Below are 24205 nucleotides of genomic sequence, written 5' to 3' on the forward strand. Positions count from 1 at the left end.
CTGCCGTGATGGGAGAAACCGTCTCCTCGGGGCGAACCCGTCAAACACTCCCCAAGAAAGAGGTGCATCAATGAATGCGATAATATCCGCAACCCCGGCCGCAGACGCCACCGTGAGCGTGGCGGCGAGCCACCGAGAGAAAAAACGCGTCGTCGTTGTTGGCGGCGGCTTTGCCGGCATCGCCGCAACGAGGGCACTGCGCCACGCCGGTGTCGAGGTTGTCCTCATCGACCGGCGCAATCACCACATATTCCAGCCCCTCCTATACCAGGTGGCGACGGCAGTGCTCGCGCCGGCGGAAATCGCGGCCCCCATCCGGCAGCTCGAGGTGAGCCAAAAGAATCTGAGCGTCCTTCTGGCAGACGTCACCGCCGTCGATGTCGCGTCCCGCACGATCGAGGCTCGTTCTCCCGGCGCCGGAGCGCAGAAGATCGCTTACGACTATCTTGTGGTCGCCGCAGGCGCACGCCCTAGCTATTTCGGGCATGACGAATTCGCACAGCATGCGCCAGGTCTTAAAAATCTCAGCGACGCGGAGACCATCCGCGCCAAGATCCTCGGTGCCTTCGAACTTGCCGCAACGACCGAGGACGAAGGCGAACGCGCACGACTTCTGACCTTCGTGCTCGTCGGTGCGGGACCATCCGGCGTGGAACTGGCGGCGTCGCTGGCACACATGGTCAAGGTTACCCTGCGCGGCAACTTCCGTCGTATCGATCCGGCACGGGCACGCATCGTCCTCCTCGATGCCGGCAACCGCGTTCTCCCGACTTTCGCCGAGACGCTATCCGCCAGTGTGACCCGACGGCTGACGAGACTTGGCGTCACGGTCATGACGGGAATGAAGGTCGAGGCAGTCGACGCCAACGGTGTGGTCGCGGGCGGAACCCGGATCCCGAGCGCCAACGTACTCTGGACCGCCGGGGTTGCGGCATCGCCGATCGCCAAGATGCTCGGGACCCCGACAGACCGCGCTGGACGCGCGCTCGTCGATCCCTTCCTGAATGCCGTGGATGCGCCCGATGTTTTCGTCGTGGGCGATGCGGCTGCGGTCATGCAAGGCGGGCATCCTGTGCCCGGCGTGGCGCAGGCGGCGATCCAGGAGGGCCACTATGTCGGAAACCTGATCGCAAGCAAGCTGCAGGGACGAAACGTGAAGCGGCCATTCCGCTATTTCGACAAGGGGAATATGGCAGTCGTCGGCAAAAATTACGCCGTCCTGGAACGGGGCGGGTTGCGCACTGGCGGGTTTCTGACCTTTCTGATCTGGGCCTTCGTCCACATCCTTTCTCTGCCGCAACTGCAAAATCGCCTCCGTGTGCAGCGGCAATGGTTCTGGTCCTATCTGACCGGCCAACGCGCGTCCCGGCTGATCCCCGAGACCCCAATGCATGAGACACCGGGGCCGGCTGCCGGCGGAAGGCCGCTTGATCCATGAACCCCTCCTATCTCCCGGCGCTCGCCGCATTAGCGGGATCTGTCATCGGCGGGCTGACGTCCTTTGCGTCGGCCTGGCTGACGCAACAGCGGCAGAGCCGCGCCGCGCAGATCTCGGGGGAAAAGATGAGGCGACAGAAACTCTACAAGCAGTTCATCGACGAGGCCTCGAAGCTCTACGCCGATGCCCTGGTTAACAATCAGGCGGAAGTCTCCGCACTGGTCAGCATCTATGCGCTGACCGGGCGCATGCGTGTCATCTCGAGCGCCTCGGTAATCGAGAAAGCCGAGGCGGTCGTTCGCCTGATCATCGATACCTATTTCGCGCCGAACAAGACGTTTTCCGAAATCCGCGAGCTGATGAACGGCCAGGCCATGAATCCGTTGCGCGCCTTCAGCGAGGAATGCCGGGCCGAACTGCAGACGCTCGGCGGCCGCAGCGCTCTGGGCAAGGCTGGCCGTGCGTAGCTCAATACTCCGCTTGCATAAGATTGGCGCAGGAAGCCTGCGAAAGTGGATGCTTGCCTATCGAGTATCCAAGCTTGCAGGCGGTTTTCAACGATTTGGCGCGATTTGCCGGCGTTTACTCACCCGTCCGAGCCACCGCAGCTACTGTCGAGCTACCGAGGTGCGATGAAGGCGGCTTTGAGTCTCCTCGGATCCCTCTCCTACAGATTCCTGAAACAAAAGAGGTCAGCGATGCATTTCGATCCCATTCTCCTATCGCGGGTCCAATTCGCCTGGGTGATCGCCTGGCACATCCTGTTGCCAGCATTCACAGTCGGCACGGCATCCTTCATCGCCGTCTGCGAGGCTCTGGCCCTTGCGACCGGGCGCGAGGTCTACGTCCGCATCTCGACATTCTGGACCAAGCTCTTCGCTATCGCATTCGGCATGGGGGTCGTGAGCGGCCTCGTCATGCCGTTCCAGTTCGGCACCAACTGGAGCCGCTACGCCTCGGCAACTGCCAACGTCCTCTCGCCGCTTTTTGCTTATGAGGGGTTGACGGCTTTCTTCCTGGAAGCCGGTTTCCTCGGTGTCCTTCTGTTTGGCCGCACGCGGGTTCCACGCTGGGCGCATTTCATCGCGGCCCTCATGGTGGCGATCGGAACCTTGTTTTCGACGTTCTGGATCTTGTCCGCCAACAGCTGGATGCAGACGCCGGCCGGCTACGAGATCATCAACGATCAGTTTTTTCCGAAAGACTGGCTCGAAGTGATTTTCAATCCGTCGTTTCCTTATCGACTGGCGCACACGGCGATCGCATTCTTCACGACAACTGGGTTCGTTGTTCTCGGGGTCGGCGCATATCTGTTGAGGGCTGACCGATCCCCACAAGAAGCGCGTATCATGATGTCGATGGCGCTGTGGTCCCTAACCGTATTGGTGCCGTTGCAGATGGTGATCGGCGATATGCACGGCCTCAACACCCGCGAATATCAGCCTGCAAAGCTCGCGGCGATTGAAGCTCGATGGGAAACCGGCAATGCGGTGCCACTGACGCTCTTTGCAATTCCGGACGACAAGGCCGAACGGAACAGGTTCGCGATCGAAATTCCGGTGCTCGGAAGCCTGATCCTGACTCACGACATCCACGGCGAGGTGAAGGGCCTGAAGGACTTTCCCGCGGATCAACGTCCGCCTGTCGCGATCCCGTTCTTTGCCTTCCGCGCAATGGTTGGATGCGCAGTCGTGATGCTTGCGCTCGTCGTCCTGGGCGGCTGGTTGCGCTGGCGCGGGCGTCTCTATGAAACGCGATGGTACTTGCTGGCATGCCAGTGTGCAGTTCCTCTCGGGTTTATCGCAGTCATCGCCGGGTGGTTTGTGACCGAGGTCGGTCGACAGCCATGGACGGTCTACGGTCTCTTGCGCACGACTGCCTCGGTGACCCCGTCTCTGACGGGCTCGGAAGTTACGCTGTCGCTCTTGGCTTACATCTCGGTTTACCTGCTGATCTATCCCGCAGGCCTCATCCTGCTGTTTCGGCTGGTTCGCACAGGCCCGCTTGCGACCAGCGAAGCGGCTCCAGCAACTGAGCTCAGTCCTGCGGCGCCAGTCCCCGCCCGCGCAATCAACATCGTGAAAGGAGAGATGTAATGACCCAGGTGCTCGACTTGGTCCCGATCTGGACGCTGATCCTGGGACTGGCCGTATTCGTCTACGTGCTGCTCGACGGCTTCGATCTCGGCGTCGGCATGCTTTACGGCTTCGCGGCCGACAAACGGTCCCGCAACGCCATCATGAACTCGATCGCGCCAGTCTGGGATGGCAACGAGACATGGCTCGTGCTGGGCGGCCTTGGCCTTCTCGCGGCCTTCCCCACTGCCTTCGCCGTGATCATTCCGGCGGTGTATTTCCCCATCCTGGTGATGTTGCTTGCGCTGGTGTTTCGCGGCGTCGCATTCGAGTTTCGGTCTCACGAGGCTGAAGACAAAGGGTTCTGGGATCGCGCGTTCTCCTTCGGATCCGCCATCGCCACGTTCGCCCAAGGCGTCGTGCTTGGGACGATGGTGCAGGGCTTCCCGGTCCGCGACGGCCAATTCGCGGGAACCTCCCTCACCTTTCTCACGCCCTTTTCCATTTTGACGGGCGTCGGCTTGATGTTCGGCTACGGCCTTCTCGGCGCCGGTTGGCTCATTCTGAAAACCGAGGGTACCATTCAGGCCGCCGCGCGTCGCCAAGGCCGCATCTGCCTCTCCGGTGTCGTCGCCGCGATCGCGACCGTGAGCATCTGGACACCCATCATGAGTTCTGCTGTGGCGGCGCGTTGGTTTACCTGGCCCAACATCGCACTGTTCGCGCCGATACCCGTACTGTCCGGCGTGATTGCGCTCGGGACATGGCGATTACTGGGCAGCAAGGCCGAAACGGCGCCGTTCTTTGGCGCTATCGGCCTCTTCGTGCTGGCGTATGCCGGCATCGCGGTCAGCCTCTATCCAATGATCGTGCCCTATCAGCTGATACTGTGGCAGGCCGCGTCCTCGCCGCGCACCCAAGCTTTCCTTCTGGTGGGAACGTTGTTTCTACTCCCTGTCATCCTAACCTATTCCGGCTGGTCGTACTGGGTGTTTCGCGGAAAGGTCAGGGCTGAAGTGGGATATGAGTGAGCTCTTGAAAACAACCGGACGGCAGCCGTCGGTGATCGCCATCTCCTGTTATTGGGAGATCTGACGAGGCATAGATTTTGTGCGGGTTGAGTCCGGCAAAAGACTTGCCGCGCTCGGGGGTACCATGCCCGATGCAGAGGCTGCTCCTCACCGAAGGAGCAAAGCGGTCAAATGATACTGGTGGATACCTCCATCTGGATTGATCATTTCCGGCATGGAGACGCAGAATTATTGGGCCAGGATCACGGCGCGCCTGATAAGAAAGCATCCACTAGTTGCTGCCGAACTATTCCTTTCCGGCGCCGGCCGCGCTGTCGAGGTCGGATGGCAGGAGCTCGTGAAACAATTCAAAGGCCGGAGCCGTCGAAGGAAAAAAGTTTCGCACCCGGTCCCACTTATTCCTTTGCAGAGAGAACCTTGAGAAGCTGCCGCAAGCCCGCTCTGTCGCAGACATCCCACTCGACTGACAATTCCTAATTTAGGGGTCTCGGTCGTCAATCGACGAATTTGGAGAGACAGGCCTTTCTGGAGCAGCTTGCGGTCGACGGTATCGAAGTAGGTCGGGGACCGGGCGAATTCTTGCAGTTGTCTGAGCCGCGCAGGCGCCCCTCCTTCCCGATTTGCATATGCCAAGGGAGATCAATCCCGGCGAGGCTCGCTTACACCGGATAGCTCAATCCAGCTTAACAAGCCGGGCTATTCCTTTTTGATTGAGGAAGGCTATGCGAGGACGCGCAAGGCGGGCAATTGGTCCGGGCCAGAGAGTGCGCCGATCCAGCCAAGTCTGGCAATCTGGGTTCTTTGATGTCCTGAACAGCGGGCGTCCTTTGTCTCAGCGAAACCGACGATAGCCCACGGTCACACGTTCAACTTGCCCGCTCCTCTGGCGGGCATTTGGAGCTTTCATTTGGGGTCAGAACGATTGCTGTTTTCCGAGCCGCTCGGCGACGTCATCGGCCATCGAGCGTAAGACCTCTGCCTCGTTGATGCCGACCAAGCGATCGATTTCAGCCTGCGCCCGATCCCATCCGGGCCGGCCTGCGTCGACGCAGGCGAGACCCTTCTCGGTGACCGTCACGATCCTTGCGCGCCGGTCGGTCTTGCTGACCTCGATCGTGACGAAACCATCGCGCTCGAGGGGACGGAGATTGTGGCCGATCGTGGCCCGGTCCATTGCCAGCAGATCGGCAAGCTGCAGCATAGTCTTCGGGCCGCGATGTTTGAGGTACCCGAGAATTGAGTATTGGGTGATCTTCACGCCGCTTTCCGCAATGCAGACGTCGTATAGACGGGTCATGCGGCGCGCGGCACGCCGAATCTTCGTGCAGTTGCACTGAGACGGAATATCAAAATCGCTGGCATCGCCATGATTGTCCACTTCAACCATTCGTCTTCCTTCCCGTCCGGTTGCAACCTACTTCTCGCCGTGGGATGGCGAGCGTCCTCGCCATCCCGGCTCGCAACCGGAGATAACACGCGCGACATTACCGAAGATAGCTCCGATCCCAGATCCATGCCGTCAGCCGCTGATGACACTTCCCGATGCCGACCAGTTCTTCTGGTCGACGGCGGACCAGTCCGTCGGCTTGCCGTCGAGGCGCGACATGCGGGTGCCCTCCCGCAGTCTTAGGATTTCCTGTTCCAGCGGGATCGAGAAGACGTTGTCGACAAGGGTATATTCCGCCGCCAGACGCCCGACCGGCGCAAGTGCCGCCGTATCGACACGGCCGCGGTCCAGATAAGCGTCGTCGCGAATATGGAACCGCAACACCTCTCCCCATATGACATGATCATTCATCTCGCCGACGGGGATGATCCGATCCACCTTGCACTCCATGGCGACCGGCGCCAGCGCCACGCGGGGCGGGCGCACGGCGACGCTCGGTGCCTTCTCCAGGCCGACCATTTCGAACTCGTCGACATCCGGGGCATGCTCCGCGGCCGACTTATGCATCGCCTCCGCGAGCGGAAGCGTCGTCAGGTTGGCGACGAACTCGCCGGTGTCGCGAATGTTGATGAACGTGTCCTTGAGCGTAACGCCATCGGATTTCGGCTGCATGGTAATCGACAAGACCGGTGGTTTGCGGCCCACGACCGTGAAGAAGGAAAAGGGCGCGAGATTGGCAACGCCATCCACCGACATGGTGCTCAGCCATCCGATCGCGCGCGGCACTACGGTTGCCACCAGGAGCTTGTAGGCATGGATGGCATCGAGATCGTCTGCGTTGATGATCATTGTCACTTCCTCAGTTGTTCGGGAATGCTTTCGGCCGTTGCGAAATGGCCCGCGTCGATGACGCCTTTCAGGTGCTGGCCGAGCTTGTACGAAAAGCCCAGCAACGCGCCCAGGGGGCGATGATGAATCGCGACATTGGCGATCTTTCCGGCCGCATTTCGACTGATTATGGTAATGCCCTTGTAGGCGACGCCGTCCAAGTCGTCGGCCTCCCATTGGAGATACTGCTGAGAACCGTCGTTGGCACTCTCCGTAAATTCCACACGCGCGTAGATCTTGCTCGCGGCCGCCTCCATGACGCGCTTGACGTTGTCGCGACCGACGACTGGTTTGACCAGGACGGCAGCCTCAAGCACAACGTCGTCGGCGAAGGCGTCGGCAAAGGTCGAGGCGGATTTCTGGGCAAAAGCGTTTTTCCAATCGGACGCCGCCCCCGATCGCCAGGCCAGTTGATCTATGAATTCCACAATCAGATTGGCAACTTGACCGGCCGCTTCGAAATGCGCCCAATGACCGGCACCGTCCAGTGTTTTGACCGGCGGCCCCTTGAACCGCTTGGCAATGGCTGTCGCCATCTCCTGTGTCACCAGGGAATCGGCGCCGCCGCGAATAACTAGAGCCGGGCCATCAAAGTCGCTCCACGACGGTGCTTCGTTAACACCACTGTTCCAGGCGTCAACGAGCTGGCGGACACTTGAGGCGCTAACGTCACGACCAAGCTCGGTCAGGATGTCGAGGTCTGCCGCCGTCATATTGGGCGCGAGCATCCGGCGCAGCTGACGCTGGGCATCCAGATCGCCGCCAAGCGCCTTGAATGGAGCGATCATCTCGTCAGGCGCGTGCACACCCTGCAGCGGCACCGGCGTGATCAACACCATGCCAGTAACCTGCTTCGGTCGCGCCGCCGCCACCAATTCGGCAATCTGGGCTCCCATGCTTTGTGCAACGAGGACGACCGGGACGGAGAGCGCATCGACGATCGCCCCGACATCATCGGCGTATCGCTGCAGGTCTATGCGTCCGGGGTCGGCAGTCAGCGCACCCATGCCCGGCAGGTCAAGCGTCACCTTTCGTGCGTCTTGGGCCTCGAGCCCACCGACAACGCGGTCCCAAATGCTCCCGGCGTCGAGGAACCCATGAATGAAGACGAATGCGCGGTTACCGCTCCCGGAAACGTGGAAGGGAATCGTTTGTCTGCGATCCTGGTCTGTCATGCCTAGTCCTCCTAACGAGACAACGACGGAGAATATCCGTTGCCAAAATGACAGAACGGAGTATAAGTCTCATATGCCCCTATTTACAAGAGGCACTCACCACAATTCGTCGGAGGTGTTCATGATTAAGCGAATAGACGTCGAATTTCCCGTCGAGGGCGGCGATATGCTGCGGGGCTGGTTCTTCTTGCCGTCGGCTGGCGAAGGGCCGTTCCCGGCCATCTCGATGGCGCATGGTTATGCCGGGGTCAAGGAATTTGGTCTGGAACCATTTGCGCGCGCCTTCGCCGCGGCAGGCTTTGCCGTGCTCCTGCACGATCATCGTGGCTTCGGGGCAAGTGACGGCACGCCGCGGCACGACGTCGACCCCTGGCGGCAGATCGCCGACTGGCGGCGGGCGATTTCCTTCCTGGAAAGCCGCGAGGAAGTGGATGCTGAGCGGGTTGGTGTCTGGGGAACGAGCTACGCCGGTGGGCATGTCCTAGTCCTTGGCGCGACCGACCGGCGCATCAAGGCCGTCGTTTCTCAGGTCCCGACGATCAGCGGCTACGAACAAGGGCTGCGGCGCATTGCTCCCGATCAGATCCCGTCGCTCGAGCGTGTCTTTAGCGAGGATGAGCGGGCCCAATTGCGTGGCGAGGCGCTGGCCCGGCAGGCCGTCGTCAGTGACGACCCCAGTGTCCCGGCCTCCTATCGCAGTCGCGATGCTATCGACTTCTACCTTCAGCCGGTCCCGGAGGGCGTCTGGGAAAACACGGTGACCGTGCGGTCGACACGGGCTGCGCGAATGTACGAGCCGGGGATCTGGGTGCCACGGATCTCGCCGACCCCGCTTTTGATGGTCGTCGCACTGTCCGACACGATTACGGTTACCGATGTCGCGCTCGGCGCCTACGAACGAGCGCTGGAGCCGAAGAAACTCGTTACGATCCGGGGCGGACACTTCGACCCCTATCTCGGAGAATTTCGGACGTCCAGCAGCGCTGCAGTGGACTGGTTTAAAAACTACCTCCAGAGCGAATAGTGCCCAGCCTTCTCTGGGCCCGGCAATTGCCTCGGCCCAGGGAAAGAAAAGACAACCGATCGGTCGAGCGCCTGCGCGCGACCGATTAGTCCGCGGATATCGCGCCACACCTGCACTTGCAGCAGGATAAACTGCCTAGAAAGGAACAGCCATGCCTAAGCTGAAATGGGAATTATTGACCAAGAAACGCGGAAGCTCCACCCAAGGCGTTCCGCCGGGTAAGGAAGATCTCGCTTGGGTGACAAACACTGTCACGCTCATCTCTGGTGAGCACGACGCAGTTCTCGTAGACACGTTCCTGTCCGAGCAGCAGTCGAAGGAACTGCTGGACTGGATCGTCGCTAGCGGCAAGAACCTCACCACCATTTACGTCACCCACGCCCACGGCGACCACTTCTTCGGCCTGAAGCTGTTGCTCGACCGCTTCCCCAACGCGAAGGCGATCGCCACCGCCTCGGTTGTAGCCGCGATCAACAACCAGATCGCACCGGAGTTCATCAAGTCATTCTGGGAACCGCGCTTTCCGGGACAGCTTCCTTCGACGTTCGTGGCGCCAGAGGTGCTCGATGGCGATACCTTCTATCTCGAGGGTAACGAGCTCAAGGTGGTAGAACTTGGCCATACCGATACATCGCATACCACGGCCCTTCATGTCCCTTCGATCGGCTTGGTGATCTCTGGCGACGGCGTCTACAACAACACGCACCTGTATCTCGCGGAATGTGATGAGGCAGCGAGAGCCGGTTGGCTCCATGCTCTCGATATCATCGAGGCGCTTGAGCCGAAGGCCGTCGTCACCGGCCACGGCGTGCTCGATCCGGACAGTTCGCCGCGCCACATAGCCGAAACGCGCCAATACCTTCAAGACTTCGCCGCAACGATCCCGGTCACAAATACGGCAATTGAATTTTACGAGAAGATGCTGTCCCTGTATCCCAGCCGGGTCAATCCCGGCTCGCTGTGGGCGGCAGCGAAGGCAATGAAGCCGTCGTAAGATTTAACGCGACAATCTTGTCTCGGACTAAGGTTTGGCGTCCTGCGACTGGACGCCGAACCTGACTTCAGTGCCCGACATGTACGGCGCGGCGTGGATCGTCACGGCGCGCAATTCCGGGAGGCCCCTCTTCCGCACTACCGTCGCCTTGGACGGAATCGAACCGGCGGCTCATCTAGCGAACAGGCAAGTCTCGCGGGTACGGTTAAGCATTCTATCGCTGCTCACGTTTTTGCGCGGTCCATGCTCCGGCTTTTGATCCGGACATGTACCAGAGGCCCTTCTGCGCGGATCGACCCACATGCCTCCTAAAGTCGCGACCGGCTTGCTTATCAACGCCGCGATCTCGGCCCTCGGCACCGAGATTGACACCAGCATGCTTTGGTCTGTTGCCAGCAATTTAACAAAGGATTTTTCGGATGGTGATCTCATAATCCGCCAGAGCGCCGACCTGCCGAGAGCTCGACCCGGCAAGCCTCACCAAATTCGAGGAGAACGTTCAATGCGCCGGATCGAGCCATATCCTTGATTTCAGAGAGGGTGCGGTTTGGCGCCAGATAGGTTTCGACAATCCTATCCATCACCAACTCGGCCGCGTTCACGACTGGACGCGAGGAGAAGAGGCGCATCTGGGCGACTAACGCGTAACAGAAGACGAGGTCGGAAACGTCGTCTTTCTGGTGGCTGATGGCGTCGCCATAGAGTCGTGTGGCTTCCGCGATGAAATCGGAAAAAAGCTTTTCGCGCTTGGCCATCTCGGCGTCGCGATGCTTTTCCATGGCCTGTGATCGCTGGGTTGTCCAGGTAGTGATAAAAGAGGTCAGGCTGCCGATCGCGACGCCTGCAAGTCCCATCAGAGCAGATAGGTATTCGCTCAAGAGTTTGTCCTCTCACAGGAAGCTAGCACGGCTGTAACGGCACCGTGCCAAGCTATAGCAGCCGATCCTGCAAACTGGGCAGATGTCGGCGCGTCGGGAGCGCGTGGCGAATTCTCTCTAGTCGGCGAGCGGAGGGCCCACCCACACGCCTGGCGGTATCGCCGGAATGTAATTTGCCAATCCGTTCAGCATCGCCTGCAAGACACTGTCGGTCAGTTCGCGTAGCGCTTCGGCTGGCCCCACGAGACGGTCCACCAACAGGAGCGTCAGGCCGTGCAACTGTGACCAGAACACCAGGATGGCACCGTCGAGTTTGCTTTCGTTTTCGGCGGTGTTCGGAATCTCGCGCCCCAAGGCGCCGCCGCTCATCGCATCGACGATCAGTGCTTTCATCCGGTAGGCAGCGGTCCTCTCTATCACCGGACGGTCGCTATTCTGGCCCGTGAGGTAGCCGCCGAACATCAATCTGTAAAGCGCAGGATTATTGGCGCCTCCACAGACGTAAGCGCCTGCCATGGCAGCCAGTCGCTCGCGCGGACTGCCAAGACCCTTGGTGGCTTTGGCCATCCGCTCTGCCAGAAGTTCGAACCCTACCGCCGAAACGGCAGCCAGCAGCTCGCGCTTGTCGGCGAAGTGCTTGTAGGGCGCGTTATGGCTGACGCCCGCTCGGCGAGCGAGTTCCCGGAGGGAGAACTCCGTGCTTTGGGATTCGCTTAGAACTTCAAGCGCGGCGTCGACAATGGCCCTCTGGAGGTCCCCATGATGGTAAGGGCGCTGATCTGTGGTCGAATTTGTTTTGCTCATACTCATCCATTAAGTTGCGAAGTTGCTCTTGTCAACATTTTGTGACCGACTTGATGTTGACATTGTCCACTCTACCCTCTAAGTGGGCATTGTCAACATCGGGCAGCGCCCATTAATCCATCCAGATTGGAGATTCAGATGAACGATCAAGACCGCAGCCTGGGAAAGACGGCAGAGACCAACTCCGGCGGTGCCAAGTGGGATCTACGTCACCCCGGTTTGCTCATGAAGGACGGCGAGCGCGAGGTGCACGAGTTTATGGGCATGTGGCCCCTCAAGCCGGACGCCGACCTCGTCAAGCTGACGAATACGCTCGCATACAATGAGTTCTGGACGCCGCCCGTGCTGAACTTCGCGGAAGCAACGACGCTGCTCGGCCTGATCAGGGCGGCGCGCTGGTTCGTCGGCACCAGCACCGAGTTCGGTCCCACTCTCTATTTCGTCTCGCAGTTCGACAGCAGCCTCGACAAGTATTTCGATGACTTCGTTCTCAACGGCAGGGAGAATCTCGAGTGCATCTGGGGCCAGTGCATCGGCTGCCCCACCGGCCCGCAGGCAACGGCATATGACATTGTGCAGTATATCGCGCGCGGCCAAATCAAGACGCTGGCCTGCTACGATGCTTTCCCCAGCCTCAGCAATAGCCAGATCGAGAAGCAGGCCGACTGGTATGCAAAGACGCAGAAGTTCCAGCGCCAGGTCGCCCAAGGCGACGGCAGTCTCGAAGACAAGGTCAATGCCTTCCTTAGCGAGCTGACTCAACCCTTCGATCATGTTCGCAGCGCTGCCGCGATCGACACTGATGTTGGCAATCAGCCGCAGTTCACGGACGTGCCCGAGCGGCTGGGTCTGAAAAAGGCAGCATAACTGCTGCCCTCAGGATCGACGTAAGAACCCGCCCTTTCTGCGTCGATCCCCCGAATTTCGGCGACCCGCCCACAAGGAGTCCAACATGCTCGCCAAAACATCTCCGCCAATTTTGACGTCCGCTGATCTCAAAGCCAATTTGTCGGACATCCAGGACAACATCGTTGCGCCCATACTGATGCGGTACGGACGCCACGTTTTCCTCAAGTTTACCGATGGCACCAAGGCACGCGCCTGGCTCCGCGAGATGTTCAATCGAGTCAACGCCCGGTCCGAGGAACATGGCACGCGCTTCACCGTCAATATCGGCTTCACCTATGAAGGGCTGAAGGTGCTCGGATTGTCCCAGCGCTCGTTGGATACCTTTCCGCAAGCGTTCCAAATGGGTATCCGCGCTCGCGCATCTCTGGTGGGCGATGTGGGGCCGAATTCGCCGCAGTTCTGGGAAGGTGGCCTCGGCACCGCCGACATCCATGCGATGGCATACTTTCGTACGGATTCTGAAGAGGGTCGGGAAGAGGCAACGGACATGATGCGGGCGGTGATGGACGCCACTGGTGGCGTGGAGGATCGCTTCGTCCAGGACACCACCGCGCTCGCCAATGAAAACGGCATTGGTTCGGAGGGAGAGCATTTTGGGTTTGCAGATCCCATTTCTCAGCCTCCCATCGAGGGAGCCGACGCCCCACATTATCCAGGTGACGGTGTGCTTGAACCCGATGGGACGTGGCGGCCACTCAAGCCAGGTGAGTTCCTGCTGGGTTATGAAGACGAGTCCGGCCCAAACAACGTACCGCGGCCTGAGCCCTTCGAACTCCGCGTGAACGGAACGTTCATGGTGTTCCGCAAGCTCTATCAGGACGTGGCGGCCTTTCGCCGATATCTCGCCAAGGCCGCGAAGGGATTATACGATACTGACGATCCGTATCATCAGGATCTCGTCGCAGCCAAGATGATGGGCCGGTGGCGAAGCGGCTGCCCTCTTGATCTATCACCGGAGGCCGACGATCCAGAGATCGCATCCGACCCGATGCGCCGCAACGACTTCAGCTATGCAGGCGATGACCAAGGGCATCGGTGCCCGCTCGGCTCGCATTTGCGCCGGGTCAATCCGCGCGAGACACCTTTGAAGCGCGCGACGACGGTCAGGCGACATCGCCTGATCCGACGCGGCGTCGAGTATGGCCCCCGATTGCCGGAGGGCGTGCTCGAGGACGACGGCGTTGACCGTGGACTGGTCCAGCTTTTGATCCAGGCGGATATCGAACGGCAATTCGAGTTCATTCAGAAAGAGTGGATAGCCGGCGGCGAATTTATCGGACTTGACCGTGATGAGCGGGATCCGATCGCCGGCGTCGGTGGCACCGGCTCACAGATGATGGTGCCCGGCGCCAAACGGCCGTTCCTTTTCGATTTGCCGAACTTCGTAACCGTCAAGGGCGGTGAATACCTGTTCGTGCCCGGCGTCAACGCGCTCAAGGGCATCATCGAACAAAAATTCTGAAATCAACAAAAAGAGATCAATTCAATGTCAGATCACTTCAGCGGCCCGTCTGTGATGGGCGATCCAGCGGTAGATATCACGGATTTCTACGCTTTCCCCAGCCCGGACCGTCCCGGGAATCTCGTCCTAATCATGAACGTGTTTCCGATGGCAACGGCGCAGGCCTTCTTCAGCGATGTCGTCAGCCACCGTTTCAGACTGCGGCCGCTCTTCCAATCGGCCGGCAAATTCCTGCACGGCCCGGCGGAACATACGATCGAAGTTCGCTTCCGAGATGTGCCGAGCGTGACTGCGGTTCAGAAAGGTACCGTCATCACCTCGGACGGGCGCGAGGCGGATTTCGTTGTTGGCGAATCCTTGGAACTGGACGGCATGCGAGTCTTCGCGGGACTTGTCAGTGACCCCTTCTTCATGGACGTCGAGGCTACCATCCGCACTGACCTTTCGGGCCAGCTCTCCTTCAGTGAGAAAGGTACGAATACCGTACAGTTTCGCGACGTGCTGTCGATCGTAGTCGAGGTCGAGGCAGCCTCGATTGTCGACCGTTTCGAAGGTGTCACCCTCATTGCCGCCGTGGCGGAAACCATTGTCGCGCGGCGCGGCAAGCCCATCCGGCTCGAACGGGTCGGCCGGCCGGAAATCAAGAACGTCATGCTGTCGAACGCGACGCGCGACCCGAAGGGCGTCGAACTTCGCGACCTCTACAACAGGGAGGACGCTTTTTCCCTCTCCCGGGACTATCGGCCGCTCTACGAGGCGCGTCTGGCTGCGACCCTCGCGTTCTTTGATGCTATCGACGGCGCAACTGCGTGGCCGCCGGCTGCCGACGGGCGCCATCCCGCACTCGATCTGCTGATGGATGACTACCTGGTCCTGGATCTTTCTCGCCCCTTCGCCCCGGGAGGGTTCCTAGAGATCGAACGCGCGGCGCTCGAGCATAGACCTCACGCGACCGCCGGCGGCCGCTGGCTCGACGACGACATCCTGGACGAGATGCTGACGCTCTTCGTCAACAGCGGCCGCGGCAAGCGGCTGGGCGACGGGGTCGACGGACCGACCAAGCCGGCGGCTCTCAACTTTCCCTACGTGCGCGAGCCGAACCGGCGCACGGATCTTCCCATGCCCGCATTTGTGGAGAATTGAACATGGACAACTTCAAAGGCAATGGCAGCACCGACTGGTTCCTTCGGTATCCAGTGATGTCGACGCTAAGGCCCAGCTACCCGCGCGGACCCTGGCACTACAAGGACATGCATCAGCTCATCGTCACCTACGAGAGCACCGCGGAGGCCGTGCGCGCCGTCGTTCCAAGGCCCCTCGAGCCCGCCGAGGGGAACCGCGTCGCCATAGAATGGCGGAACATGACCGAGGTCAGCGGATTCGGACCGTATGTCGAGATCGGCCATTCGGTCGCCTGCACCTTCGAGGGCAGGCCGGTGACCTACGTCTTCCAGGCATTCCTCAACAGCGAGTCGCCGACGCTCGCCGGCCGCGAGATCCTCGGTTTTCCGAAACGGCATGGAGAGCCCGAGTTGAAGGCCGTCCGGGAAGTGCTGACCGGCACCCTTTCCTATGGCGGGACTCAGGTCGCGCTTGCGACCATGCCGTATCGCTCGGTCAACCTCTCGGACCGCCTGGCCGAGATCGAGCAGGAGCTGCAGGCCCCTCAGCTCGTGCTGAAGCTCCTTCCCGACGTGGACAATCACACGCCGAAGGTGGCGCAGCTCGTAAAGGTCAATCTCTACGATGTCCGGTTGAAGGGCGCATGGGGCGGACCCGCGGAACTGTTCATGGTCCCTCATATCGGCTGCCCGGTTGCGGCGCTTCCGGTCGTGCGTGTCCTCGAAGGCCGCCAGCATCTCTGGGACATGACGCTCAACGACGGAGAAGTCGTCTACGACTACCTGAAGGCCGAGCGCCGCTAGGTTTCATCAGCAAATCTCATGCGAGTGGGAAATCCTTCCACCGCCCATTATAGGAGAATCGAACATGAATGAACTGAAGGGCAAGGGCGCCGTCGTCACCGGCGCCGCATCCGGGATCGGCAGAGCGATCGCGACGGCGTTCATCGAGGCGGGCGCGAGCGTGCTGCTATGCGATCTCAACGCAAAGGCACTGGACGATGTCACCCGCGAACTGGGCGGTCGCGCCGTTGGCCGCATTACCGACGTTTCCGACGAGGGACAGGTCGAGGGAGCGCTGCGGCAAGCCCGCGAAACTTTCGGATCCCTGGACATAGTGGTCAACTGTGCAGGATTCGGTGCGATCAGGCCAATCACCGAGCTGACCGCCGACAAGTGGCATTCCGTCCAGGCCGTGACCCTCGGCGGCGTCTTCTTTGGGGTCAAGCATGGCGCCCGCATCATGATCGAGCAAGAGCGTCCGGGCGTAATCATCAATATCTCCTCGGTGAATGCACGGCAGGCCGGCGAAGGCCAGGCAGCATACTGTGCGGCCAAGGCCGGGGTGGACATGATCACCCGTTGCGGCGCCCTCGAGCTCGGCGCTCGCGGTATCCGTGTCGTCGGCATCGCTCCGGGTCTGGTGGAAACACCCTTGACCCGAAAGGAGCTTGAGAACCCTGCAATGCGCGACCTCTTTCTCGGTGTCATTCCGATGAACCGTGCCGTTGCAGCGGAAGAAATCGGCGCGGCCGCCGTGTTTCTCGCGTCCGACAAGGCAAGATCGATCAATGGCGACACGATCGCAATTGACGGCGGTTCGCTGACGCGGGGCTATCCGGCGCTGTTGACGGGTATCAAGGAAACCGCCGCATGACGAACGAGCCCCGGCGCTATACGAGCGGGCGGATCGCCGTCGCCAACCTGTCGGCCTCGATCGGCACCCTCGAGCGCGATCGCAGCAACGGTGCAGATCCGGAAAAGCTGCTGGCGCTCTCGAAGCTCCTTTTCTTTCGCGGCGACCTCTTGGGTCGCATCGCAGACCACGACCGCGCCGAGGCAATCGCCAACGAGGCCGTTGCCGTTGCGCCCGAATCCGCAAAAGCGCTCTTCGTTCGCGCCCAGATTGCCGGTCGCTTTCACTTGTTCGAAAAAGCAAAGGGCCTTCTCGCTCATGCGTTCATGGCCGGATACTCAAGACAGGAAATCGACGCAGAACGGGCTGCCCTGCTGCAGGCAACGGGGCACTACAACGAAGCGTTGGTCCTGCGTGAAAGACTGGCGAAACGCATTCCGGGGATCGACACACTGGGTAGTCTCGCGTCATTGCTGGCGGAAATGGGTGACTGGGCAGCGGCGGAAGTCTGCTACGCAGATGCCGTCGCGGCCGACCACGGCATCTCTCCATTTCCAGGCGGCCAACTTCTCTTCGAGTGGGGCGTGAGCGCGATGCGCCGCGGCGACCTGGACCGCGCGGAGGCACTCTTCGCACACCTCGAAGTGATCCTGCCCCAGCACGTTCCAGGACGGGGGCATCGAGCGGAAGTAGCGCTCGCGCGCGCAAAGCTGGATGTTGCAAAAGCTCTCGTGGCGCCGCTCGTCGAAATGTCCGACGACCCTGAGTATCGCGCGGTGCATGCGGAGATCCTCAATGCTCTCGGCGACTGCGGGGCAGCACGGGAAGAAGCGAAGTGTGCGGCGGAAGGATATAAACTGCTTCTGGCGCGTCGGCCTGAAGCCTATGCAGACCATGCGGCGGCATTCTTCATGGGAATTGGAAATCGTCCGAAGCGGGCACTCGAGCTTGCTCTGGCGAATTTCAAGCTCCGCGACACGCCGAGATCGCGAAAGCTGCTTGCTCGCGCAAGCCACGCGGCCGAAGTCGCACCTGTTCGCGAGGTCGCGGTATGAACGCCCAGATATCCGCCGGGACGAACCGGACATCGCGTCGCAGGATTGTTGTCATCGGAGCCGGCTTCGCGGGCATGGCTGTAGTCCACGCGTTGCGCAACAGCGACGCGGACATCACGCTCGTCGACCGCAACAATCACCATCTCTTCCAGCCGTTCCTGTTTCAGGTCGCCACGTCGATCCTCGAGCCTGCGGAAATCGCCACGCCTATCCGCTCTCTACTGCACGAGCTGTCGAACGTCCGGGTGGAAATGCGAGAGGCGACGCGCATCGATCTGCGTCGCCGAGCTGTCCTCATGAACGAAGGCGACCCTCTGGCCTATGACATCCTCGTCGTCGCGACGGGAGCGCAGACAAGCTATTTCGGCCACGAGCTGGAATGGTCGCAGCATGCGCTTGGTTTGAAGTCGCTAGGAGACGCCGTCGCGGCCCGAAATCGTCTTCTAAGGGCATTCGAGCGCGCGGAACTGGAGCCGGATCCCATGAAGCAGGCGCGCGACATGACGGCAGTCGTCGTGGGTGGCGGGCCGACGGGCGTCGCGATCACGGGCACGATCAGCGAGCTTGCCCAAAGGACACTGGCATCCGACTTTCGAAACATCGACCTCCGCAAGGCGCGCATCGTGCTTGTCCAGGCTGGACCGAGATTGCTGCCCGCATTCAGCGAGCGACATTCGGCCTACGCCGCCCGCGCCCTGGAAGCTCAGGGTGTGGAGATAAAGCTGGGCGCTCCCGTCACCGATGTTGACGCGACGGGCGTCACCGTCGGCGGCGAACGCATCGAGGCGGCAACCGTCCTGTGGTGCACCGGCGTCGAGGGCGTGCCGGTGGCGCGCGCACTCGGGGCGAATGTCGAACCGAACGGAACGGTGGCGGTGCTGAATGATTTTTCGGTGCCGGGTCATCCCGACTGCTTTGTCATAGGTGATGCAGCCCATGTGGTCGGCCGTGATGGCCGGCCGGTACCGGGTCTGGCATCGGTTGCCCAGCATCAGGGCCGATATGTCGGCAAAGTTATCGCCGCCCGGCTTGCAAGCGCGACTCCTCCCAAGCCCTATGAGACATTCACGCCGAGCAAGCTCGCAACCATCTCGCGGCATGTCGGGGTCGCGGAATTTCGCGGTCGTTCGATCACGGGCTACCCCGCCTGGTTGATGTGGGGATTGCTGCATCTTCGAAGCCTATCAGGTGGAGGCCATGCCAAGTTTTCTATCTTGGCGAACTGGGCCCGGCTTCTGGTCACCTACCGTCGTAGTGGGCGGCTGATCGTCGAGCCGTCCGAGCTGGTAGGGCGTCGGAAGCGCCCGGAAGTGGCTGAAGACACTTCAACTGAAACCTCGAACGTCGTCGTGCTTCGTCCATGACGAAATTTGGAGCAGATACATGCCAAAAGCATCCATGATCTCCCATACGCTCGGTGAAACCGGTCCGCGGGAAGCCGTGATGACGGGGCCTCACCGCGTCCTAATCATCGGCGGCGGAATAGCCGGTTTGGAAATTGCCTCTAAGCTGCCGAAACGCATCGGCAGCATGTCGGTTGCCGTGACGCTGGTCGACCGGGAGCCCGCCTATGTCTGGAAGCCGATGCTCCACACCATCGCTGCCGGAACGACTGACGTTTGGCAGCAGCAAACCTCCTATGTGGCCCAGGCACGCAATCGCAGCTTCGTCTTTGAGCCTGGAGAACTAAAAGCAATCGACCGTCAGGAACATTCCGTCCGCCTCGGGGCGCTGGAGATTGATGGGCGCTGCATCTTGCCGGAACGGTCTCTTTCCTACGATACCCTGATCCTGGCAGTTGGCAGCCAGGCAAACGATTTCGGGACGCCAGGCGTTCGCGAGCATTGCCTGACCATCGACAGCCGGTCGCAAGCTATGAACTTCAACCGCCAAGTCATGGCGCGCATGCTCGAAACACTCGCTGCCGACGCCACACTGCGCATCGCGGTGGTGGGCGGCGGCGCCACGGGTGTCGAACTAGCCGCAGAACTCATCCAACTCACCGAAGTCACAGCCCACTACGGTGCCGCGGGACTACGTGATCAAGTCAGGGTCACACTGGTCGAGGGTTCGCCCAATCTGCTGGGTGCCTTCCCCGATCGAGTGGCGATCGCCGCGCGCGAACGTTTGGAGAAGCTAGGCGTCACCGTTCTCACAGGAGCGCGGGTCGTCGCCGCGGAAGCCGACTGCCTTCGACTTGCGGATGGAGAGCAGATCCCTGCGGAGCTGAAGGTGTGGGCGGCCGGGGTGAAGGGTTCGGACGCCTGTGCCGCATACGACGGCCTCGAATTGACGCGCAGCAACCAAATCATGGTGAAACCCACCCTGCAGACGACGGTCGATCCTGCAATCTTTGCGGTCGGCGACTGCTCGAGTCTTGCGGTGGTCGACGGGGGCAAGCCCCTGCCTCCGGCGGCACAAGTCGCGCACCAGCAGGCGTCGCACCTGATCCGTCATCTTCCCGGTTGGCTGCAGGGCCGAGAGCTGCCGCCCTTCACCTTCCGTGACTTCGGTTCGATCGTATCGCTCGGCGGCTACGGCGCCTATGGCTCGCTTGGACAATTCGGCCTGTTTAGGGGCGGTTTTATCCGCGGACGCGCGGCTCAGCTCGGCCACGTCCTCCTCTATCGCAGCCACCAATCGAGGCTGCACGGCTTCTGGCGCGGCGGTCTGATCTGGCTTGCAGACATGATCAATTCCCGCGTCAGGCCGCGCCTTCGATTGCCCGACTGATGGTCCGAGCACCCACCGCACCCTTTCCTACGAATCCTTCCGCGCCGAAAGCTGCCGAATGATGACTCCTGTCCTTCTCGCAACCGTTCTCTCCGGACTCCTCGTCGGCTTCGTTCACGTGGTGTCCGGACCGGATCACCTCGCCGCCATTGCACCCTATGCCATCGACGCCAAGGCGCGTGCCTGGCGAACCGGGATTCGATGGGGAGTCGGACATAGCGGGGGTGTCGCTGGCGTCGGGTTTCTTGCCCTCCTGCTGCGGGATGCCCTGTCCATCGATCTCGTGTCCGCATGGGGCGAGCGCTGCGTGGGCGTGATGCTCTGCGCCATCGGCATCTGGGGACTGAGGGCTGCATTCACCGATCGCTCCGCCCATTGCGATCGGCACCGCGGACATCCGCATAGTGCTCGACACAGGCATCCTGCATTCGCGGTCGGCACAGTCCATGGACTTGCGGGAAGTTCGCACCTGCTCGGGGTCGTGCCGGCGCTCGCCCTGCCCACGGATGCCTACGCGGTGGCCTACCTCCTGCTGTTCGGTCTGGGCACGACTGCCGCGATGGCAGCCTTTTCAATGTTGATTGGCTGGCTCGCGGGTCGGCCGGGCGCCCGTAGCGTCAAAGTGCAAAATGCCCTCATGGCCTCGTTTTCTATGCTCGCCATCGTCGTCGGAGCCGTGTGGTTCTGCCAGGGCATTTGAGCATTCTAATCCCTGGACCTCCGCAAACACGCCAGCACGTAACCGACGTCTAATTGGTGGGAAACCGCATTGGCCTGTCTGGCATCAATGAATCTCTGAATACAAAGGAAATGAAAATGGAAATGTGCAATGGCTTGAACCAGCCCATATTGAAGGGCGTGCGTCGCTTGGTGGCCGTCAATCTTGGGGTCACTGCGATGTTTCGGAATGCCGTCCAAACTGCTGCGCTCGGCATGTGCGTAGGATTTGCCACGCTGCCGACAGCTCGAGCGGATGAACCGGCGCCTCCGTTCAAGCCGGAGATTAGCGAAGAGGCCGCGACTGCTATTTCGCAGATGGGAAAGACGCTGCATGCTAGGGACTTGTCGGTCACGGCAAGAACCGTCAGCGTCTACCTGGACGAATCCGGCCAACCGCTTCATATCTTCCATACGATCAAAATCGCCGCCCGCCGGCCCGATCGGATCGCCGTCGAGTTCAGCGGCGATGACGGCAGACACGATCTATTCTACGACGGCAAAGCGGCCTCGGTCTTCTTTCCCGACAGCAAGAAATACATGACGATCCCCGCGTCGGGCGACACACTGTCCGCGCTCAACGAGATCGAAGACAAACTGGACCTCGATTTTCCTCTCGCTGTCCTCTTTGCAGGCTCTCCGGACGAAGTTCTGCTGGACGATACCATGGCGGCCCGGCAGGTGGGTACCGCTACCGTCGACGGGATCGAGTGCCGGCATCTGCTATTCTCGCAGAAGTCCGGCATCGATGTGGAATTGTGGGTCGAGAAGAATGACGCAGCGACCCCGCATCGCCTGGTCGTCACCTACCCGTTGCTGCAGGGCCAGCCAAGCTTCGTTGCCGAATTCACCAGTTGGACGACGGAGCCCCCTCTGTCCGACTCCGAATTCACCTTTGAACCTCCGGCCGATGCGAAAAAGATCGATCCGACGCGAGCCGTCGCGTCGGGATCGGAAGGGAGCCGGTGATGAACGATCTGAAGCGCACCTGCCTTGCTTTTCTCGCTTTTACGGCCATCACATCGGACGTCGCCTTCGGTCAGTTTGCGCCGCCGCCCGGCGGTCCGCCGCCCTTGCCGTCTGGAGGGCCACCCCATTTCCCGTCGGGAGGGCCGAGCGGCCCCGCGCGTCCGCCGATGGCGAGCCACGGTCGACCGCCGGTGAGCGCACAGAAGCATCCACCAGCGAACCCCCATACTCGTATGCCAATTGTCGGTGGCGCAAAGGGGCGGTTGGCGGAAGGGCCAGGCCGCGGAGCGAGCAACCTGTCCGGAAACATCCGCAACACGGTGAACTCGGGCGGTAACATCGCCGGCAACCGCACCTTCACGAACGCCGGGGGCAATATCGTCGCGAAGGACTCAGGCAACCTCACCGTCAACAACTCCGGCGATCTCAAGGTCTCGGGCAACGGCAACGGATACTTTGGCCGTGGATATTATGGTCGCGCAGATCACGGCCGCGCTGAGTATGGCGGTGGAGACTATGGGCGTGAATACTATCGCCGCGAAGCCTACGCTCTGGGCGGGTATGCGGCAGGCGTCGCCGTCGGTGCGGCAGCCGCGTCGGGCACCGGTGGAAGGACCTATTCCTCTTATGCAGATCAGTCTGGATCCGCTGCGGGCTCCTCTGGCGCAGCATCCTCCGGTTCGTCCCACGGCAGTGCTCAGAGCTCTGCCAACGCGGCGTCGTCAAGTTCGTCGCACGGGGGCTCTTCAGGTTCGCCACACGCCAGTTCTTCAGGCTCTGCTGGCGAGGTATATGCGAGCTCTTCCGATCAGAGCCGCTCCGGCCAGGCCGTTGCAGACAGGCAGAACCAGAGCGGCGGCAACAGCAGCTCGCAGTCTGTGAATCCTCTGATCGCCGGCCTGTTTGAGAGCCTTCCACCGGAAGGCACGGCATGGACGTCGGAAGAGGCGGTCGGCTGGCTTCAGGCCGCGGCCGCCAATCTGCGGATCGTCTATAGGATCCAGGGAAACATCGTGGTCTCGGGCGAAACCCCGCCGTCGGACTACAATCGCGTACCTGGTAGGAACTAGATCAGCTCAGCATGAGGAAGAGGTTGAGGCCGGACGTCGCACGACGCATCCGGCCTTTGCCGCGCGCAGTAAACCACACGGCTCTGTCCGCTCTGACGTACCTGCCCAAGTCACGCGGCTCGTCCCGAATGTTGAAGAGCCCCTTTCATAACAAGGTCAATGTGCGCCTCCGTAAGCGCCCTGCCGTCGATCGGTTTCTGATCCGCAAACATCAGCCGCCAGAGGGCAACCTGAAAAATCGAACTCGCCAGCACGTCAGGCATGTCGACCGCCGCATCCAGTATAAACTCTCCGGATGTCACGCCTTGCTCGACCAAGGCCGTAAGGGCTGCAAGCGTCGGTGCGATGAATTGCTCATGAAGGCAATCGACCATTTCGGGAAAACGAGTTCCTTCGGCGATGGATAAGCGCAGGAGTTCTCGTGTCTTTCGGTTATTGGCCGTGTTCTCATAAGCGATAAGCAGCAGGTCGCGGATCCGGTCGGCGCAGGATCCCCGAAGGCTGCCGATGGCGGTCGACATGTCAGCGGATGACGTCGAGGCGTGGCGAAACATTTCTCGGAAAAGAACTTCCTTGATCGGGAAATAGAAGTAGATCGTTCCCTTCGTTATCCCCAGTCGGGCTGCGACATCTTCGACACGCGTCGCCGCAAAACCTTTTGCCGAAAACTCCTCGAATGCGGCCTCCAATATTTCCTGGGGCCGCCGCGCCTTCCGTTCCGCCCTCGATGTTCTCTTTTCAACGCGTTCCATCGGTCTGGAATTGTTCGGATACCCGGCTGACCGCATCTGCTTCACCTATCTCTATGTTGCGCGTGTCAACATTTTCCGGCGGCCATG

23 protein-coding genes and 2 pseudogenes are annotated in these 24205 nt (G+C 60.9%); 18 read left to right on the top strand and 7 right to left on the bottom strand.

Annotated features, from left to right (window positions below; translation table 11 throughout):
• Window positions 1-70 precede the first annotated feature (70 nt).
• The 5 genes and pseudogenes from PY649_RS15380 to PY649_RS15400 form a co-directional block, all read left to right on the top strand.
• Window positions 71-1438 (top strand): NAD(P)/FAD-dependent oxidoreductase, encoded by a 1368-nt coding sequence (locus tag PY649_RS15380; RefSeq protein ID WP_285869364.1) that lies wholly within the window; start codon window positions 71-73, stop codon window positions 1436-1438.
• The gene (locus tag PY649_RS15385; protein WP_285869365.1) at window positions 1435-1905 is read left to right on the top strand and encodes a hypothetical protein; all 471 of its coding nucleotides are present in this window, start codon (window positions 1435-1437) and stop codon (window positions 1903-1905) included. The genes PY649_RS15380 and PY649_RS15385 overlap by 4 nt, the downstream gene beginning before the upstream one ends.
• Before the next feature lie 231 nt (window positions 1906-2136).
• Window positions 2137-3534, top strand: a complete 1398-nt coding sequence (locus PY649_RS15390) for a cytochrome ubiquinol oxidase subunit I (protein WP_285869366.1) — start codon at window positions 2137-2139, stop codon at window positions 3532-3534.
• Window positions 3534-4544: a cytochrome d ubiquinol oxidase subunit II gene (gene cydB, locus PY649_RS15395; protein ID WP_285869367.1), complete on the top strand. Its 1011-nt coding sequence runs from the start codon at window positions 3534-3536 to the stop codon at window positions 4542-4544. The genes PY649_RS15390 and cydB overlap by 1 nt, the downstream gene beginning before the upstream one ends.
• Window positions 4545-4623: 79 nt before the next feature.
• A pseudogene (locus PY649_RS15400) lies at window positions 4624-4719 on the top strand (type II toxin-antitoxin system VapB family antitoxin); the annotation flags it as partial.
• Between the two features lie 738 nt (window positions 4720-5457).
• Here the strand turns inward: PY649_RS15400 and PY649_RS15405 are convergent.
• The 3 genes from PY649_RS15405 to PY649_RS15415 all read right to left on the bottom strand — a co-directional run bounded on the left by PY649_RS15405 (window position 5458) and on the right by PY649_RS15415 (window position 7994).
• Window positions 5458-5931: a MarR family winged helix-turn-helix transcriptional regulator gene (locus PY649_RS15405; RefSeq protein WP_285869368.1), complete on the bottom strand. Its 474-nt coding sequence runs from the start codon at window positions 5929-5931 to the stop codon at window positions 5458-5460.
• 132 nt (window positions 5932-6063) lie between these two features.
• Window positions 6064-6780 carry a flavin reductase family protein gene (locus PY649_RS15410; protein ID WP_285869369.1) on the bottom strand — a complete coding sequence of 239 codons (717 nt, stop codon included), beginning with the start codon at window positions 6778-6780 and terminating at the stop codon, window positions 6064-6066.
• Between the two features lie 2 nt (window positions 6781-6782).
• Window positions 6783-7994 carry an alpha/beta fold hydrolase gene (locus PY649_RS15415; protein WP_285869370.1) on the bottom strand — a complete coding sequence of 404 codons (1212 nt, stop codon included), beginning with the start codon at window positions 7992-7994 and terminating at the stop codon, window positions 6783-6785.
• A 121-nt stretch (window positions 7995-8115) separates the two neighbouring features.
• Here PY649_RS15415 and PY649_RS15420 point away from each other — a divergent pair, with 121 nt between their 5' ends.
• The gene (locus tag PY649_RS15420) at window positions 8116-9018 is read left to right on the top strand and encodes an alpha/beta hydrolase (RefSeq protein WP_285869371.1); all 903 of its coding nucleotides are present in this window, start codon (window positions 8116-8118) and stop codon (window positions 9016-9018) included.
• Window positions 9019-9169: 151 nt separating this feature from the next.
• Window positions 9170-10012: an MBL fold metallo-hydrolase gene (locus PY649_RS15425; protein WP_285869372.1), complete on the top strand. Its 843-nt coding sequence runs from the start codon at window positions 9170-9172 to the stop codon at window positions 10010-10012.
• Window positions 10013-10440: 428 nt separating this feature from the next.
• On the opposite strand, the gene PY649_RS15430 is transcribed toward PY649_RS15425, so the two are convergent.
• Entirely contained in the window at window positions 10441-10890 is a 450-nt protein-coding gene (locus PY649_RS15430) for a hypothetical protein (RefSeq protein WP_285869373.1), read from the bottom strand.
• Window positions 10891-11007: 117 nt separating this feature from the next.
• Complete coding sequence (locus PY649_RS15435; protein WP_285869374.1) at window positions 11008-11694, bottom strand: TetR/AcrR family transcriptional regulator; 687 nt, start codon at window positions 11692-11694, stop codon at window positions 11008-11010.
• Between the two features lie 138 nt (window positions 11695-11832).
• Between PY649_RS15435 and PY649_RS15440 the strand changes: the two genes are divergently transcribed.
• From PY649_RS15440 to PY649_RS15490, 11 genes are all read left to right on the top strand, one after another.
• Window positions 11833-12561 carry a hypothetical protein gene (locus PY649_RS15440; RefSeq protein WP_285869375.1) on the top strand — a complete coding sequence of 243 codons (729 nt, stop codon included), beginning with the start codon at window positions 11833-11835 and terminating at the stop codon, window positions 12559-12561.
• An 85-nt stretch (window positions 12562-12646) separates the two neighbouring features.
• Entirely contained in the window at window positions 12647-14065 is a 1419-nt protein-coding gene (locus PY649_RS15445; protein ID WP_285869376.1) for a Dyp-type peroxidase, read from the top strand.
• Window positions 14066-14089: 24 nt separating this feature from the next.
• On the top strand, window positions 14090-15208 hold the full coding sequence (locus PY649_RS15450) for a DUF4331 family protein (protein ID WP_285869377.1): 1119 nt from the start codon (window positions 14090-14092) through the stop codon (window positions 15206-15208).
• Window positions 15209-15210: 2 nt separating this feature from the next.
• The gene (locus PY649_RS15455; protein WP_285869379.1) at window positions 15211-15990 is read left to right on the top strand and encodes an acetoacetate decarboxylase; all 780 of its coding nucleotides are present in this window, start codon (window positions 15211-15213) and stop codon (window positions 15988-15990) included.
• Between the two features lie 64 nt (window positions 15991-16054).
• On the top strand, window positions 16055-16843 hold the full coding sequence (locus PY649_RS15460; protein WP_285869380.1) for an SDR family NAD(P)-dependent oxidoreductase: 789 nt from the start codon (window positions 16055-16057) through the stop codon (window positions 16841-16843).
• Entirely contained in the window at window positions 16840-17877 is a 1038-nt protein-coding gene (locus PY649_RS15465; RefSeq protein WP_285869381.1) for a tetratricopeptide repeat protein, read from the top strand. Before PY649_RS15460 ends, PY649_RS15465 begins: the two co-directional genes overlap by 4 nt.
• A complete protein-coding gene (locus PY649_RS15470; protein ID WP_285869382.1) occupies window positions 17874-19241 on the top strand; it encodes an NAD(P)/FAD-dependent oxidoreductase in 1368 nt (455 codons plus the stop codon). The genes PY649_RS15465 and PY649_RS15470 overlap by 4 nt, the downstream gene beginning before the upstream one ends.
• A gap of 19 nt (window positions 19242-19260) precedes the next feature.
• Entirely contained in the window at window positions 19261-20610 is a 1350-nt protein-coding gene (locus tag PY649_RS15475; protein WP_285869384.1) for an NAD(P)/FAD-dependent oxidoreductase, read from the top strand.
• A gap of 58 nt (window positions 20611-20668) precedes the next feature.
• Entirely contained in the window at window positions 20669-21310 is a 642-nt protein-coding gene (locus PY649_RS15480; protein WP_285869385.1) for an urease accessory protein UreH domain-containing protein, read from the top strand.
• A 116-nt stretch (window positions 21311-21426) separates the two neighbouring features.
• Entirely contained in the window at window positions 21427-22296 is an 870-nt protein-coding gene (locus tag PY649_RS15485) for a DUF2092 domain-containing protein (protein WP_285869386.1), read from the top strand.
• Entirely contained in the window at window positions 22296-23366 is a 1071-nt protein-coding gene (locus tag PY649_RS15490; RefSeq protein ID WP_285869387.1) for a hypothetical protein, read from the top strand. Before PY649_RS15485 ends, PY649_RS15490 begins: the two co-directional genes overlap by 1 nt.
• Window positions 23367-23476: 110 nt before the next feature.
• Here PY649_RS15490 and PY649_RS15495 read toward each other — a convergent pair whose 3' ends face one another.
• Both PY649_RS15495 and PY649_RS15500 read right to left on the bottom strand, forming a co-directional pair.
• Complete coding sequence (locus tag PY649_RS15495; RefSeq protein WP_285869442.1) at window positions 23477-23920, bottom strand: TetR-like C-terminal domain-containing protein; 444 nt, start codon at window positions 23918-23920, stop codon at window positions 23477-23479.
• Window positions 23921-23929: 9 nt separating this feature from the next.
• Window positions 23930-24154 (bottom strand): annotated as a pseudogene (locus tag PY649_RS15500) (helix-turn-helix domain-containing protein); the annotation flags it as partial.
• Between the last annotated feature and the right edge of the window lie 51 nt (window positions 24155-24205).

It is taken from the genome of Rhizobium mayense, from assembly GCF_030272705.1.
Classification (GTDB): Bacteria; Pseudomonadota; Alphaproteobacteria; order Rhizobiales; family Rhizobiaceae; genus Rhizobium; species Rhizobium mayense.